This window comes from Paenibacillus sp. sgz302114 (assembly GCF_056120345.1).
In genome coordinates this window covers 425,877-439,381 of sequence record NZ_JBVYOI010000005.1, presented here as the reverse complement: position 1 = coordinate 439,381, position 13,505 = coordinate 425,877, and the positions used below count along the sequence as shown (strand labels likewise).

The 13,505-nt window shown below is 53.2% G+C and carries 10 protein-coding genes; 1 reads left to right on the top strand and 9 read right to left on the bottom strand.

Annotated elements, in window-relative coordinates; genetic code table 11:
• Nucleotides 1–103: 103 nt before the first annotated feature.
• From AC0LWF_RS16340 to AC0LWF_RS16300, 9 genes are all read right to left on the bottom strand, one after another.
• Nucleotides 104–1,000 carry a carbohydrate ABC transporter permease gene (locus AC0LWF_RS16340; protein WP_474652589.1) on the bottom strand — a complete coding sequence of 299 codons (897 nt, stop codon included), beginning with the start codon at nucleotides 998–1,000 and terminating at the stop codon, nucleotides 104–106.
• Nucleotides 1,000–1,881: a carbohydrate ABC transporter permease gene (locus AC0LWF_RS16335; protein WP_474652588.1), complete on the bottom strand. Its 882-nt coding sequence runs from the start codon at nucleotides 1,879–1,881 to the stop codon at nucleotides 1,000–1,002. Before AC0LWF_RS16335 ends, AC0LWF_RS16340 begins: the two co-directional genes overlap by 1 nt.
• 93 nt (nucleotides 1,882–1,974) lie before the next feature.
• Nucleotides 1,975–3,348: an extracellular solute-binding protein gene (locus AC0LWF_RS16330; protein WP_474652587.1), complete on the bottom strand. Its 1,374-nt coding sequence runs from the start codon at nucleotides 3,346–3,348 to the stop codon at nucleotides 1,975–1,977.
• 231 nt (nucleotides 3,349–3,579) lie between these two features.
• Nucleotides 3,580–4,557 carry an aldo/keto reductase gene (locus AC0LWF_RS16325; RefSeq protein ID WP_474652586.1) on the bottom strand — a complete coding sequence of 326 codons (978 nt, stop codon included), beginning with the start codon at nucleotides 4,555–4,557 and terminating at the stop codon, nucleotides 3,580–3,582.
• Between the two features lie 314 nt (nucleotides 4,558–4,871).
• Nucleotides 4,872–5,072: a hypothetical protein gene (locus AC0LWF_RS16320; RefSeq protein ID WP_474652585.1), complete on the bottom strand. Its 201-nt coding sequence runs from the start codon at nucleotides 5,070–5,072 to the stop codon at nucleotides 4,872–4,874.
• Between the two features lie 22 nt (nucleotides 5,073–5,094).
• Nucleotides 5,095–8,031 (bottom strand): DEAD/DEAH box helicase, encoded by a 2,937-nt coding sequence (locus AC0LWF_RS16315; RefSeq protein WP_474652584.1) that lies wholly within the window; start codon nucleotides 8,029–8,031, stop codon nucleotides 5,095–5,097.
• Complete coding sequence (locus AC0LWF_RS16310) at nucleotides 8,028–9,629, bottom strand: SWIM zinc finger family protein (protein WP_474652583.1); 1,602 nt, start codon at nucleotides 9,627–9,629, stop codon at nucleotides 8,028–8,030. The genes AC0LWF_RS16315 and AC0LWF_RS16310 overlap by 4 nt, the downstream gene beginning before the upstream one ends.
• Before the next feature lie 144 nt (nucleotides 9,630–9,773).
• Entirely contained in the window at nucleotides 9,774–11,522 is a 1,749-nt protein-coding gene (locus AC0LWF_RS16305) for a sensor histidine kinase (RefSeq protein ID WP_474652582.1), read from the bottom strand.
• Between the two features lie 150 nt (nucleotides 11,523–11,672).
• Complete coding sequence (locus AC0LWF_RS16300) at nucleotides 11,673–12,347, bottom strand: tetratricopeptide repeat protein (RefSeq protein WP_474652581.1); 675 nt, start codon at nucleotides 12,345–12,347, stop codon at nucleotides 11,673–11,675.
• Between the two features lie 184 nt (nucleotides 12,348–12,531).
• On the opposite strand from AC0LWF_RS16300, the gene glsA reads away from it, so the two are divergent.
• Complete coding sequence (gene glsA / locus AC0LWF_RS16295; RefSeq protein ID WP_474652580.1) at nucleotides 12,532–13,470, top strand: glutaminase A; 939 nt, start codon at nucleotides 12,532–12,534, stop codon at nucleotides 13,468–13,470.
• Nucleotides 13,471–13,505: the final 35 nt, after the last annotated feature.

The window sequence follows — 13,505 nt, the reverse complement described above, 5'->3', positions numbered from 1 at the left end:
TTGCTGCTTCCATCTAATCCAAGTTATCCTGGGACAACAGCGATCGGAACAATGATCCGCACTCGCAGCGGAAGTGGTATTAACATAATTTTCCGTCCGACTATCAGCCCTTCACGCTGCCCGCCGTCATGCCGTCGATGATTTGACGCTGCAGGAACATATAGACGAGCAGGACCGGAATGATGCTAATGATAACCGCAGCCGACAAGGACGCGAAGTTCGTTCGATAGCCGTCATTGAAGGTGGCCATGCCCGTCGGCAATGTGCGCAGCGACTCCGTCGTAACGAACAGCTGCGAGAAAATATATTCGTTCCAGTTGCCGATGAAGGCAAGGATAAACACCGTTACAAGCGCCGGCATCGTGACTGGGATGATCACTTTCGCGAACAATCCCGCAGCGCCGAGCCCGTCCATAATGCCCGCTTCTTCAAGCTCGGACGGAATGGACTGCATGAACGCATGCAAAATAAAAATCGTTATCGGCAGCGCATATGTGCAGTATACCAGAATGAGCGCACGATGCGTATCATAGAGGTGCAGCTCGTTCACGAGACGGTAAAGCGGGATGAACAGTGCGCCTGGCGGTACGAGCAGACCGAGCAAGATAAAGCTATACACACGTTTGCTTAGCGCTTTGTACTTCATCCGCGACAGTGCATAAGCCGTTGCTGCGGAGAAGAGCAGCGTGAAGAAGCAAGCGATAACCGTTACATAGAGACTGTTCCAGGCATAAAGACCGATATTAGCGCTTTCCCACGCCGCTCGATAATTCTCGAAGTTCAACGCGGAGGGTAACGCCCATGTATTGACCGTAATTTCACGATTCGTCTTGAACGAAGACAATAGCAGCCACACAAGCGGGAAAAGAGAGATAGTGACGTAAACAGCAAGCAAAAGATGCATCGGCAGCTGGCCTGCTCCGAGTCGATTCTTGGTGCGCAGACTGCGGTTCATCGCACGGGACACTGTTACTTGATTCGCTGTAGCTGTGCGATCCATTAGTACTGCACCTCCTCGGATTTCGATACGCGCTGCAATGCAGCTGTCATAATGAGAATAATAACGAACATCGCAACGCCGATCGCGCTGCCGTAGCCGAGCTGAAGCGAACGGAAGCCGATTTTCAGCGCATACGTGGACATAACCTCGGTCGATTGGAACGGACCGCCGTTCGTCATAATTTGAACGATATCGAGTACCTTGAGCGTACCGGATACCGTCAGAAGCAGCATAACGAACATTACCGGACGGACGAGCGGCAGCGTAATGCGCCATGTTTCGTTCCAGCCATTCACGCCATCAATCTTTGCAGCTTCGCCGATCTCCTTCGGAATGTTCAGAATGGCTGCCAGGCAGAGCACGATGAAGAAGCCGATATTTTGCCAAGCGTTCGCAATAAGGATCGAGAGCATCGCCAGATGCGGATCCGACAGCCACTCTCTCGCCCAGCTCTCGCCGCCAATGAGGCGCAGCACCTGGTTAATCAAACCGGAATCGTAGTTGTACAGCACGCCGAACAAGATAGCAACCGTCGTCGTGGAGATGACGACCGGCACGAATACGGCTGATTTATAGAATCCGCGGAAGCGTCTTACTTTGCTGATCAGAATGGCAATCAGAAACACAAGCGGAATATTGACGATAAGAGAGAAAGCCATGAAGTAGAAGTTGTTGCCGAGCGACTTCAAGAAGACAGCGTCGCGCAGCAGGCTTTTGAAATTATCAATGCCGATGAATACTTTATCTGTTACCCCGTCCCACTGGTAGAGACCGTAGATGAATGAAACAATGACCGGATAAATAAAGAACAGCCCATAGAGAAGCAAGGTTGGAATGACGAATAAAGCATAGACCCATGGATTGCGAAGAGTATGGTTCATGGTGATCCTCCTAAATCAGCGCTTATCATGCAAAGAGGGCGCCTGTTACTGCAGGCACCCTCCCCGGCATCATTACATGGTGTACGCTTCGTATTATTTTTGCGCGTTCGCTTTATCTTGCGATGCTTGGGCTGCCTTCGCTACATCTTCCGGCTTCTTCACTTTGCCGATTAGCTCTTGCAAACCTACACCGACATCTGCGCCTACGCTTGGTTGAACGATAGCGTCGAATGCTTTCCAAGAGGTAGATGCGCCACCCATTACGCTAAGCACATCAGAGATCAATGGATCTACGCCGGACATATCGGACAGCTTCATGGAAGGGAGAACTTTGTCTTCAAGAAGCGTACGTTTTTGGACTTCTTCGTTAAAGAAGTTTTTGATGAACGCAGTTACTGCTGCTTTTTGATCTTCGTCAAGGTTAGCCGAGAAGCCGAAGCCGTTCGAGTAGCTCGCGTTGATCGACGTTTGATCGCCTTTGCCGCCAGCGATGGACGGGAAGTTGAAGTAACCGATATTGCCTTTCAAGTCTCCTGCTTCATCGCTTGTGAAGCGGTTCGCATCCCAGCTGCCTGTGAAGACCATTGCGGTGTCGCCTTTCAGGAATTGTGCGCCTTGATCTGCATACGGCAAGCCGAGCGCGCCTTTCGTGAAGTAGTCATTGTTCACAAGTTTCGCATAGTCTGCGAAGCCTGCTACGAAGTCTGGATCTGTCCATTTCGCTTCGCCGGACAGAAGCTTGTCGAAGCTTTCGATACCGACATGGCGCTCCATGATCGTGTTCCAGAGCATGCCGTTAACCCAAGCGTCTTTCGCAGCGAGCGCAAAAGGAGTTTTGCCTTTCGATTTTACCGTGTCAGCGAGTGTAATCAGCTCGTCGAATGTTTTCGGTACTTGAAGGCCAAGGTCAGTGAACATCTTCTTGTTGTAGAACACGCCTTCGCTGTAGCCGCCGAACGGCAAGCCATACACTTTGCCATCAATTGTGAATTCATCGAGACTTGCGAATTTATCTTTAATGCCGAGCTCGTCAAGGATTGGCGTCAGATCGAGCATACGGCCAGCTTTTACGTATAGGTTCAGGTCCGCGCCGCCGAATACTTCGAAGATGTCTGGCGGATTGCCTGCAGCCATTTCCGCTTTCAGCTTCTGATCGCGGTTAACGACCTCGTCGATGCCCTCCATGCTGATTTTGAGGCCAGCGTTCTCCGCTTCGGTCTTTGCGACAACATCTTGTAGAATCTTCAGGCGAACCTTGCTCGTTTCTTTAATTTGCGTGTGACGGAGCGAGAGCTTAACATCTTTGGCTGCCGGTGCATTATTTGTCGTTGTATTGTCCGTGGTAGCCGTGTTTGTGCTTTCATTCGTCGCTGTATTATTCTTGCTATCATCCTTGGATCCGCAAGCGGAAAGTACAAGAGATGCGCTCATTAGCGTTACCGCAGCAACTGTTAACCCTTTTTTCATTACAAAGCCCCCTAATATGAGTGAATGATTACCGCTTTCCCTTACACTTTGAATTATAGAGCGCCTTCCGAAAACGCAGGAGGTCGAAATTACAACGGGTTTGGGATACTTTTGGGCGGTCATGTTTAGAAGGGGGAATAATAAACGACCCACAGGAGGTAAAAATCCTGTGGGCTGCGTTTTCATTCAGAGAAAAGTATCCTTCGTGTCAGGTTCGGTTACAGGAACGGCTTACCAAGCGTATGCGCGAGGAGCATCTCCGCCTGGACCTGGGAAGATTTCATCAATACGCGCAAGCGTCGCTTCATCAAGCTCAAGCTCTACAGCACGCAGCGAGCGTTCGAATTGTTCTACTGTGCGCACGCCGATAATCGGAGCGGTAACAGCAGGGTTTGCGATCAGCCAAGCTAGTGATACGACGTCTTCGCGCTCGCCAAGCTCATCGCACAATTCTCCGTACGCAGCGAGCTGCACCGCATGCTTCTCAAGACGCTCCGAGTTGCCGCTGCGCTTGCCTCCGCCGCCATGACGTGCATTGCCTGCAAGCAATCCGCCATCGAGCGGGCTCCAAGGAATGACGCCGATGCCAAGACCCTTCGCCGCAGGCAGTACTTCAAGCTCCGGCAAACGGCAAAGCAGGTTATATTTATGTTGTTCCGATACGAGTCCAAGTATTCCGCGCGCTTTCGCTTCACCTTGCGCAACTGCGAGATCCCAGCCAGCGAAGTTGCTTGCGCCAACATAGCCGATCTTGCCTTGTGCCTGCGCGGAACTGAATCCGTTCCACAGCTCGTCCCAGCTCACATTGCGGTCCACATGGTGCATTTGGTACAGCTCGATGTGGTCGGTGTGCAAACGCTGCAAGGAAGCTTCCAGATGGCGGCGCAGTTTATAAGAAGACAATCCGCCATCACGGTTCGGACCGTCATGCTTATCGCTCATATCTCCGTAAAATTTCGTAGCAAGCACGGTACGCTCTCGGCGTCCGCCGCCCTGCTTGAACCAGCGGCCGATAATTTCTTCCGTACGGCCGGCATTTTCACCCCAACCATAGATGTTCGCCGTGTCAAAGAAGTTAATGCCCGCGTCCAAAGCGGCATCCATAATGCGGAATGATTCCTGCTCGTCCGTATCGACCCCGAAGTTCATCGTGCCAAGGCAAAGTCTGCTTACCTTCAAACCAGAACGTCCCAAATAGGTGTACTTCATCTCGATTTCCACAGCTCCTCTATCATGGATAATGGTATAGCGTCTCTAGCAGGAAATGTCTCCCTTCTCTATTATAGAGATTCGGCCTCGGAATACCAAACGTGAAAATATTAAATTTACAAAATAAAAAAAGGCGATGTCTCTCCCGCGTTGTTGCCCCGGGAATATCGCCTCTGTTAGGGATCACACAGTCGGTCATGATCATTGCCATTAATAGAAAAAAAGCACCAACCAAGCCGTAGAAAATCCACGTCTTGGCGGTGCTTCCGCTGCTTTGATTATATCTGCAGTACGCTTGCTCGTAAACTAGCCAGCTAGTTATCCGATCGCATCGCATCTACGGCATTACGAATCGCTTGATAGAATTCTCGCCAGTGCGGAGCGGCTCCTTCGGGTCCGACCTGCGCCTGTGCAGATCCGCTTTGTTCGGCCCCTTCCGGCTGCTCCGCTTGTCGCAATGCCGAGGCTGCATCCTCGTTCGTCACTGCTGACGTTTGCGCTTCCTTCTCCATCATCGGCTTACGCTGCCACCCTTCGTTAACCTTTCAGACGATGCTTACGCAGCGTGAACAGCTCGCGCAGCTCGTCGGTCGACATCTCGGTTATCCAATTCTCCGATTGGCTAACCACCTGATCGTTCAGCATTTGCTTGCGCGCAATCATATCGTCGATCCGCTCCTCGAGCGTGCCAAGCGTCACATACTTGTGCACCTGCACGTTGCGGGTTTGACCGATTCGGAAAGCGCGGTCCGTCGCCTGATTCTCAACTGCCGGGTTCCACCATCGGTCGAAGTGGATGACGTGGTTCGCCGCCGTCAAGTTCAAGCCTGTTCCGCCAGCCTTAAGCGAAAGAACGAACGCACAGCCCGGCTCCTGCTCGTTCTGGAACGTCTCAATCATACGGTCACGCTCTGCCTTAGGCACACCACCGTGCAGATAAGGCGTCGGCAGACCTAGGCGCTCATTGAGCAGTCTCTGTAGTGTAAGGCCCATCTCCACATACTGTGTAAAGATTAAGCAGCGCTCGCCCTCGGCAGCTATTTCCTCCACCATCTCAAGTACGCGAAGCACCTTGTTGGAGCGCTCCGGGTCCCAAGCGTTCTTCAGCACAGCGGCATCCTCCTTGAGCAGCAAGCTCGGATGGTCGCACACCTGCTTCAGCCTTGTCAGCGCCGACAGAATGATGCCGCGCCGCTGGAAGTCGCCTGCGGATTCAAGCTGATTCATCAGCGTCGATACCATATTCTCATACAGCGCACCTTGCTCCACCGTGAGCGAAAGGTATGTGCGCATCTCATTCTTCTCCGGCAGCGCCAGCTGGATGGACGGATCCTTCTTCAAACGCCGCAGCATAAACGGCTTCACCCAGCGCTGCAGCTCGGCGATAAGCTTCTCATCGCGTTCCTTCTCGATCGGCAGCACAACCGCCTTGCGGAATTCATTCAGCGTACCGAGATAGCCCGGATTCGTAAAATCATACAGCGACCACAGCTCCGTCAGCCTGTTCTCCATCGGCGTACCTGTCAGCGCAATGCGATGCTGCGCCGAGAAGCCGCGAATGGCCGCTGACTGCTTCGTGTAGTAGTTCTTAATATTTTGCGCTTCATCTAAGCAAACGACGTCCCACGATACGTTACCGAGCTCTTCTTCATCGAGCGGCGCAAGCGTGTAGGAAGTGATAACGAGATCAACCTCCGCTGCTTCGAGAGCGAACTGCCCGCCTCTCGCTCGCTTCGGGCCGTAATGCACAAGCACGCGCAGACCTGGCGCGAACCGTTCAAGCTCCTTCTCCCAGTTGCCGATAACCGACGTCGGGCAGATGAGAAGCGAGGGGCCGAGCCCGCCATTCTCTTGCACATGCTGCAAGTAGGCGGTGAACTGAATCGTCTTGCCAAGACCCATATCATCGGCAAGACAGGCGCCAAGCCCGAACTTGCGTAAGAATGCAAGCCAGGATACCCCTTGCAGCTGATAATGGCGAAGCTCCCCTTGGAATGCTTCCGGCTTCTCAACAAGCGGCAGATCGGATGCTTCACCTAGCTGCGCAATCCAAGCAACTAAATGCTCATTCAGCTCTACCTCAGCGACCAGAGCATCTTCAAGCTCGTTCTCCGGTTCCAGCTCCGCACCGCCGCGCAAATGCATCTCGAACACATCGCGCATCGACAGCCCGCGCTTGCCGCCGTTCTTCTTCAGCCACTTGCGCAGTCGTTCCATATCGCCGGGATCGAGATGTACCCACTCGCCGCCGATCTGCATGAGGCGGCGATTCTCAGAAGCGAGCTTCATGAATTCCGCTTCACTCATATCGACATTGCCAACGGCAAGCTTCCAGTCAAAATCAACGATCTGCTGCAGCCCGAACATCGACTGCTCGCCGGATCCGACCGATGAACGCACCTTCGCTTTCAGCTTCATCCTCCGATTGCGCGCCGCTTCCCACCAAGACGGCAGCAGTACGGAGCAGCCGGCAGCAAGCAGCTTGACGCTCTCATGCTCCAGAAACTGAAACGCCAGCTCGTCGGTAAGCTCTGTCCGAATGAGCCCAGCCGGAGCGCCTATGCGGCTCAAGGATTCGGGCAGCACCCATTCCGGCAGCGCAGTCGCCCACTTCTGTTCCTCCTTACGCAGCCGATCAGCAAAGTACTCGTGCCAATCGGATGGCGCATCCTCCGGCAGCACGAAACGCTGCGCTGCGCCATCTTCTTCGTATGGCGCGGCGGCCGGCTCAAGCGTTAGCCAGCGGCCGCCCTCCGCCCGCTCCTGCACCGCAGGACGCAGCCGCCAGCCTTGCTGCTCATTCGGCTCAAGCAGCTGAAGAGCCGTCCGGAACGGCACTTGATCCTGCTTCATGCCGATCGATACGAGCCAGTCATCCTCATCGGCGGCCTTCATCATAAGCGCGCCTTCACCCGCAAGCGCAGCTGCTTTACGCCAAGCGACTCCCGCTGCTTCATCCGAAGCGATTAGCTCCTCCACGATGCCGCTCAGCCATCCTTGCACCGCATCGAGGTCGCCTTCCCGCTCAAGCTGCGGCACAAGCTCGCGCCATGCTTCGAGCGTCTCCTGCTCGCTGCGCGGAATTTCGAGCCGCCATGCCCTTGCCTCCGCACGCCACTGCGACCAATCCGGCGCATACCAGCCGTTTCTTAGCGCCTGCCGGAGCAGCTCTGCCAGCTTCGACAGCGCCTGCGCACGTTCCGTCCATTCTACGCGCAGCAGCCGGGCCGGCTTCGGAGATGACAAGTAATCCATCGCAAGCGACGGCGATACGGTCAGTTCGATCCGCTTTAGCCGCTCATCCGATCGCTCTTCAATGTCCGCGCCATACCACGAAGCTTCATGCCAAGCAAAGAGCAGCTTCCGCATTCGAATCGTAAGTCCAGCCGAGTGCGCGGTGGACAGCACGATGCCAACGCCTGCTTTCCAGAACCCGTCTACGACGATTATATCTGCAATTGAATAGCCTCTCATGTGATGATTTTACCCCTCCACAGCTCTTCCTGCAGTGCGCGCAGCCGTCCGTGCTTCCGCACGATGCCGTCCACGTACCGGTTCCATTTATCTGCCTTCTTCTCCGCTTTATATAGCTTCTCCAGCTTCTTCATCAGCTTGACGGCTTGCCTGTAGCCCTGCCGGTTCCGTGACCGAATCGCGCCGTCGATCGCTTGATGATAGAGCGGATACAGCGCATCAGGCGCTAGCTTGCTCATCTCCCGAATAAGCTGGACATCCATCTCGTCTGGCTCTATGCCGAAAAGCAGCTGCAAATCGGCCCATTGCTCATACTGCTTCCGATCCAGCCAATGCTCCGACAATGCGGAGTAGGAGTGCGGAAGGAACGAGACTAGATACTGCTGCCACTTCGGATTGTCCTGCTGCTGCATATCGGCTAATCTGCACATCGACAGAAAAGGCCCGAATGCTTTTGACTTGCGCTGTGTGACGAGACCGCTATGCAAATAGCCGATCCAGCCTTCCAGCTTGGCATAGTTCCGTTCTTCGAGCCGCTGCAAGGCACAATCGCAAGCGAGCAGTGCCGTCCGATTGAACACCGTCTTGCCAAGCAGATCTATCGCATCCGCGTCACGATTATCGGCAAAAGCCAGAAAAGCGAGCGCCATCGGCGCAAAGAAGCCTCCCATGCCCGCCGAATCCGGCGTGCCCAGCGAAGATTCCAGCTTGCTTTTTAGCCAATCCTCTTCCGCCCGCGTCCACGCCTCATCATGTATGAGCTGGCCCCACAGCGCGAAATAGAGCGATTCCCACCGATGCAGCTGATGCTCCCGATCCATTTCCCGTTCATGGAACAGCTCAATCAAGTGATCGACAGCTGCCCGCTCCGGCTCAGTCATCTCAGCAGGCTTCAGCTCTGCCGTCAATTCGAAATATTGATTCATCCACGGCTCTGTCATCCGTGCGAAAGCCATTTCATAGTAGTAGCGGCTGTAGGTATCCGTAATGGAATACGCCCGCTCCGCCTGCTCGAGCACATAAAGAATGCCATGCATCCAATGCAAGCTGCGAAGTCGGTCATCCCATAGCTTAGATACCGCTTTTATATTTAACAGAACCGCTTGAAGCGGATGAAGCGAGTGCCGGCACTGACGCCACACTTCTCCATGCTTGCGGTCCATATCCTCGATCCATTGCTTAGGGTCCGTCTCTATCCCGGAAGCTGACCTTGCGCTTGACTCCGCATGAACAGACCGGCTCCGGTCTGCGTCGATCAGCACATTTCCATAGAGCATTCGGTTATGGATCTCATCGGCGCTTCTGCCGGCATACGCATAGTACCCATAGAACACTGCAGCCATATGCTTGCAGTAGCCCGTGTTCGGACATGTGCAAGTGCTGAAGCCAAAATCATCGGTATCCAGTGTCACCGCATAAATAACGGTTCCTTTTACCGCACCGTATATGGAACCGCCCTCCATCACCTGTACGGATAGCACCTTCTCACGGCGGTAGTAATCGAAGCCGCGTTCCAGCACCTCAAGGGGGATGCTGCTTGCTATTGCCTTCTCAAGGGCCTGCAGTCTATGCTCATCCAGCTGAAAAAACGTGCTCACTTTACTCCCCCCTTGTCTTTGCAACCATTCCAACCATTATATCACATTCACCAAGCAGTTTCGCTGTTCACCCGAACAACCTTGTTTAAGAAAGCAAAAATCCCCTGCCTCGGAGCCTCCTCCAAAGCAAGGGATAACGTTTGATTAATAAGGGATTTTGACGATAAAAGATACAACGTTTGGTTCGTTAATCGCGAGGCGAATGGTGCCTTTATACTGCTCGACGATGGACTTCACGATGTGCAGCCCGAGGCCGGAGTGCGCACTGCCCTTAGACGAGTAGCCAGCTTGGAACAGCGGCTTGTCCGCTAGTTCTTCAGCATTGTGGCAGGTATTGCTCAAAATAAACTCGTAATAGCCATCCTTCTGGCTAGCGGCTAACCGAACCATCCGCTGCGCTTCCGCATACTTCACAACTTCGTCGAATGCATTATCAATCAGATTGCCCAGCAGGCGCGTCATATCAAGCGACTTCATGCCAAGCTCAAGCTTGTTTAAATTTTCGAAATCCGTCTGAAAATCTACCTTCAACAGCTCCGCGAGCAGCAGCTTCGACCTTATGACAGCGGCAATGGCCGGACTTCCGATATTAATAATATCGTTCAGCTGCCGGATTTCTCCCGTCAATTCAGAGGCATATACTTTCAGCTCATCCATGCGGCCAAGACTCGCAAGCGACTGAATCGTCTGCACATGATTTGCAAAATCATGCCTCTGAGACCGGATGGACTGGAACAGGCTGTTCATCTCCTCCAGATACGTCTCCTGCGCTCTGCGCGCCAGCTCGTTCTTCGACTTGCGATAGGCGGTGACGACCCAGAAAACGGCAAGCAAGCTAAGCACCGTAACAATCGCAATAATAATGGCAATGTTCACGAACTGCTTATCAAGCGTATTCTGAATGATGCCATAATCTGCAACAAGCGACAGCACATAGCGGTTGATCGGATTGCCCTTCTCATCCAGCATGCTCGCTACCTTCTCATGGACATCGACCGGAATAAATATCTTCATGACATGTTTGCCGTTAATGACTGCATCTTCGGTAACCTTCTCGTTCTTCTCATATGCGAACTTTACATTCGCTTGATCGTCCTGATGCTTGAAGGTGTACGCGCCGCCAATGATCGGATTCTGCGTCATATGCTTCACAACTTCGCCTTTATTCGAAATCGTGTTCTTCTCGCCGAGCGGGAACGTTGCCGGATTAATGACCGTAATTTCTTCGAGCGTCTTGTTCCCCTTCAACGTTTCGGAAATCAGCTTGCCTACGCCAGTCGCCTTGTCATATTCAAGCTGCCTGCCGTCATAGCTGACGTACGGATCGAGAATATAGTTGGTCGTACCGTCGTAGTAATAACCCCACTTCTGGACGGACTTCGTCTCTGTCGAGGAGAATTCAAACGGGCCTGTCCAGAAATTCGGCAGCCGCTGGCCCCAAGTAATAGATACATCTTTCTTGTCGAACAGCTCATTAAATGCTTGATACCAAGGCTTCCACGTATTCGTCTTATAGCCAATCTCTTTGGGATTCGAGGACTTATAAAGCACGATATTGTCAGCGGTCCGCTTGAGCAGCGTAATGTCGACCATATCCAGCTTCTTCGCGAGCTCGACGAGCTGGGCATTCGATACATCCTCGACGTTCGGGCTTAACGCGAACTGTGTTGCGATCGAGGCGGCACGCAGCTCCCGGCCGACTTGCTCTTGATATTCTTCTGCACCGTTTCTGGATAGCTCAATTGATATTTCAATTTGCTTCGCAACTGACTCCAGCTCATGCTGCAAACTGTCTTCCAGCGAATTCTTAGTTGTAAAATAATAGATGGTGTTGTTCACACCAAGTAAGACAGCAATCATTATAATTGCCAAAAGCCATACGTTACGGCGCATGAAACAAAATCTCCGATCGATAAATAAAATTGAAATCTCTCCAATTATGAAGCATTTCGCGCATTGTGACAATGAAAGAAATGCCCAGCTAGCAGCTTGCAAAGAGAAAGCCGTCCGCTTGCGGACGGCTTGAACTCTTCTATGTGAGACTTACCCTCTTAATCGCTTCAAAAAAGCGAGCAATGCCCATTTGCGTTCTTGGCGCTTCTTGTAACGCGGCAGCGAGCGGTAGATGGCGCCGCATTCCGTTAACGTTTGCTTCGCTTCTCCTGTACGCCCAAGCTGCTCATAGAGGTTCGCCAACTTGTAATACGCTTCAATCGACGAGGATTGAATGGAACGGAACGACTCCAGATGATGGATTGCTTTCAGCGGATCTTTCTTCGCATCAATCGCAGCTAAGCGCAAGTAAGGTGTTCCGTATTTCACACGCGGATTGATGGAGAGCGCATTGCGAAGCGCCGCCTCCGCAGCGTCCGACTCTTGCAGATGCATCAGGCACGCACCAAGGTCATCCCAGAACTCCGCGGAATGCTCGAGCGCATCCTGGAGTGGCATGAGCCATTCTCTCGCTTCCTTGTACTTCTTGCGTTCGATAAGTAACCGGGCCAGCTCATGCTTTGCTGGAACGTCATTCGGGTTCATGGCCACCTGCTGGCGCAGCCGTCTGATCGTCCCGAGCCTTCGCATCGGCTTCACAAAGCTTGGCGTCAAGCCGATATAGCGGCGATCCAGTACATACAGGATGCCGAGCAGCACGATTACCGCCAGAAACGGACTGCCAGTAAGCCACCACAGAAAGCTGAAAAGAACTAATTTAATCATAATGCCTCCTGCCTGCCCTTGTGACAAGCGCTTGAATGGAAATCTGTTTCCATTATTGTACACGATGATTGCATGGCGCGGTAGATGCAAAATCGTCTGCAGATTATGCTTGCCGAGCCTCTTAGGAGGAACGTACACTAATGAAAGGAAGTACAGCATCGACATCAGGAAAGTAGGCGTCTTTATGAATATGGATCAGCTGCGAGCGGCACTGCCGCAATGGGTGGAAGCAAGTCGCAAATACACAACCGAAGGTGTGGTTGCTTCGTATATTCCTGAGCTGGCGAAAGCTCCAGCGCATGCTCTCGGGGTAACTGTCATGGGACGGAACGGCGAAATCCTTCGAGCCGGAGAAACGGATTTCCCGTTCACGATGCAGAGCATCTCGAAGGTGTTCACGCTGCTGCTCGCGCTCGTTGATAATGGCGAGGACGGCGTGTTCGCCAAGGTCGGAATGGAGCCGACTGGCGATGATTTCAACTCGATGCTGAAGCTGGAGCTTGTCGAGCCAGGCAAACCGTTCAACCCGCTAATTAACGCCGGTGCGATTGCCGTGTCGTCGCTCATTCATGGCGATACACCGGCAGCGAAGACAGAGCGTATTCTCGCCTTCTTCAGCGAAGCTGCAGGAGGGACGAACGTCGCGGTGAACGAGGACGTCTTCCGTTCGGAGTCCGCAACGGCGCACCGCAATCGCTCGCTCGCCTACTTCCTTAAAGATAATGAAGTGCTTGGCGAAGAAATCGATGTCGAGGATGTGCTGCAGGTTTACTTCAAGCACTGCTCGGTCGACGTGACGTGCGAACAACTGGCGCGCATGGCGCTCCTGCTTGCATTCGACGGCACGGATCCGCTGACTGGCCGCGAAATCGTCCCGCGCCGTTACGTGCAGATCGCGAAGACCTTTATGATTATGTGCGGCATGTATAACGCCTCCGGCGAGTTCGCCATTAAAGTCGGCATCCCCGCGAAGAGCGGCGTATCCGGCGGCATTCTCGCACTCGTTCCCGGTCAATACGGCATCGGGGTGATAGGCCCCGCGCTCGGCAGCAAAGGCAATAGCACCGCCGGCGTTCATCTGCTGGAGACGATGTCTACTGCGCTGGATTGGCGGATATTTTAATCAAAAAAAGCTGCCCAACAAGTCAATTTCATGAC